Source organism: Pseudoalteromonas sp. SR45-5 (assembly GCF_014163565.1).
Taxonomy (GTDB): Bacteria; Pseudomonadota; Gammaproteobacteria; order Enterobacterales; family Alteromonadaceae; genus Pseudoalteromonas; species Pseudoalteromonas distincta.
Genome location: NZ_JACJDN010000665.1, coordinates 1 through 2,098 on the forward strand (window position 1 = coordinate 1; position 2,098 = coordinate 2,098).

2 protein-coding genes and 1 pseudogene are annotated in these 2,098 nt (G+C 36.6%); all 3 read left to right on the plus strand.

The genetic code is table 11. The features are described 5' to 3' along the window. A pseudogene (locus tag H5072_RS17740) lies at nt 1-362 on the plus strand (hypothetical protein); the annotation flags it as partial. Between the two features lie 32 nt (nt 363-394). Continuing rightward, nucleotides 395-1,153, plus strand: coding sequence for a 3-deoxy-manno-octulosonate cytidylyltransferase (kdsB, locus tag H5072_RS17745; RefSeq protein ID WP_259395978.1), 759 nt, complete (start codon nt 395-397; stop codon nt 1,151-1,153). Next, the gene (locus H5072_RS17750; protein ID WP_165723973.1) at nt 1,150-2,079 is read left to right on the plus strand and encodes an SIS domain-containing protein; all 930 of its coding nucleotides are present in this window, start codon (nt 1,150-1,152) and stop codon (nt 2,077-2,079) included. The genes kdsB and H5072_RS17750 overlap by 4 nt, the downstream gene beginning before the upstream one ends. Nucleotides 2,080-2,098: the final 19 nt, after the last annotated feature.

A 2,098-nucleotide genomic window follows, 5' to 3' on the forward strand; every position in this document is an offset into this window, starting at 1 on the left:
CGGTTTATAATGATGTTTTCGATAGTAAATTTTATCTATATGGCGTTGATACTACTTTTTGCTATAGATTAAACGCACTTGAACAAAATAATAACTTAAAACTAATGAGCGGCCTCAGTCACTCGTTGTCGCGCTTAGAAAATGAGCCTGAAAAAATTACAGCTTTTAGGGCTAAAGAAAGGGGCTACGATGTAGGTTTACAGTGGCGTTATTATTCCCCTTTCTATAAATCTATGTATAGACTGTTGCGTCTTGCTCTTGTTAACTTACAAAGACTTGCAGGGCTAAAAAAAGGGCCGTTAGACATTCATTTTGTACTAAAAGCATATTGTTTAGGCCGTCATTATCGAATCACTAAATAATATTAGGTGATATAACCGTATGGGCAGTAATAATGGATATTCCTCTGGATTTTAAAGTAGTAATTCCGGCAAGGTACGGATCAACAAGGCTACCAGCTAAGCCACTATTAGAAATAAATAAAAAACCTATATTCTGGCACGTTACTCAGCGTATTTTAGAAGCAGGCATTAGTATCAAGGACATAGTTATAGCTACAGATGATAGCCGTATCGAGACCAAAGCAAATCAACTACAATTGCCAGTGGTAATGACCAAAAGTACACATGCAAGTGGTACCGATAGAGTAAGCGAAGTTGCTACAAAATTAGGTTGGAGCGAAAATACTTTAGTCGTTAATGTGCAGGGTGATGAGCCATTAATCCCATCAGCTTTAATAAAAAAGCTAATAAGTTTCAGTAAAATGAACCCCCTGTTTGACTTATGTACAGCATCAGTTGCGATAAATGATTATGAAGACTTCACTAATCCAAATGTAGTTAAAGCAATTGTTACAGAAAATAATCAAGCTTTATATTTTACCCGTAGCCCTGCACCAGTAGACCGAGATGCCCCTGAAAGCTTATCCCATGCAAATCGTCATATAGGTATTTATTTGTATAATGTTAAAGTACTGCAAAAGCTATGTGGTTTGCCTGAATCTGCGCTAGAAAAAAGTGAAAAACTAGAGCAGTTACGCGCACTAAGTAACGGGTTAACAATCGGTGTAATGAAATACTTAGGTGATATCCCTCATGGTATTGATACCGAAAGTGATTACTTGAATGTAAAAGCTATAATGGAGTATATATGAGCAGTTATGAAGTAGCTCAGCGCGTAATAAAGATAGAAATAGAAGCGTTAAAGGCAGTTGAACAACAGCTTGATGATGAATTTAATTATGCCGTGCAATTAATTTTAAATACAACTGGACGAACCATTATTTGTGGTATGGGTAAGTCAGGAATCATAGGGAAAAAAATAGCTGCTTCTTTTGCGAGTACAGGAACACCTAGTTTTTTTATGCATCCTGGTGAGGCTTTTCATGGTGATCTAGGGATGGTTACTCCTGAAGATGTTTTTATTGCAATATCTAACTCTGGTGAAACACTCGAAGTTTTAAAGTTATTACCATTTTTAAAGGATAATAATAATAAAATTATTGCAATAACGGGCAACCCAGATTCAACCCTAGCAAATCATGCACACTACCATTTAAATATATCTGTGCCTGAGGAAGCGTGCCCATTACAGTTAGCGCCAACATCTTCTACAACTGCAACGTTAGTAATGGGGGACGCATTGACTGTGGCACTCATGGAATCACGCTCCTTTCAGCCTGAAAATTTCGCTCGCTTCCATCCTGGGGGGAGTTTGGGGCGTAAGTTGCTCAGTAAAGTTAGTGATGAAATGGTTTCTAAAAACTTACCCTTAGTTAATGAAGATACACCACTAACAGAAGTTATAAACATTATGTCTCAAGGGGCATTAGGGCTCACTTTGGTAATGTGTGACGATGAAGCTAAATCCTTGATAACTGATGGCGACTTACGTCGAGCAATTGAAAAGTATGGTAAAGATTTATTTGACTTAAAGGCTAAGCATATTGCTAATAGTAGCCCAGTTTCAATAGCACCGAATGTTTCAATAGCAATGGCGTATGAAGCAATGCAACATAATAAAATAAATAGTTTAATAGTTTGTGATAATAAAAAGGTAATCGGTATTTTAAAAAAATAAAAACCACTGTATTTACTAT

Coding starts and splice junctions, on each gene's coding strand:
- H5072_RS17750 (WP_165723973.1), top strand. CDS start 1,150: ATGAGCAGTTATGAAGTAGCTCAGCGCGTAATAAAGATAGAAATAGAA.
- kdsB (WP_259395978.1), top strand. CDS start 395: ATGGATATTCCTCTGGATTTTAAAGTAGTAATTCCGGCAAGGTACGGA.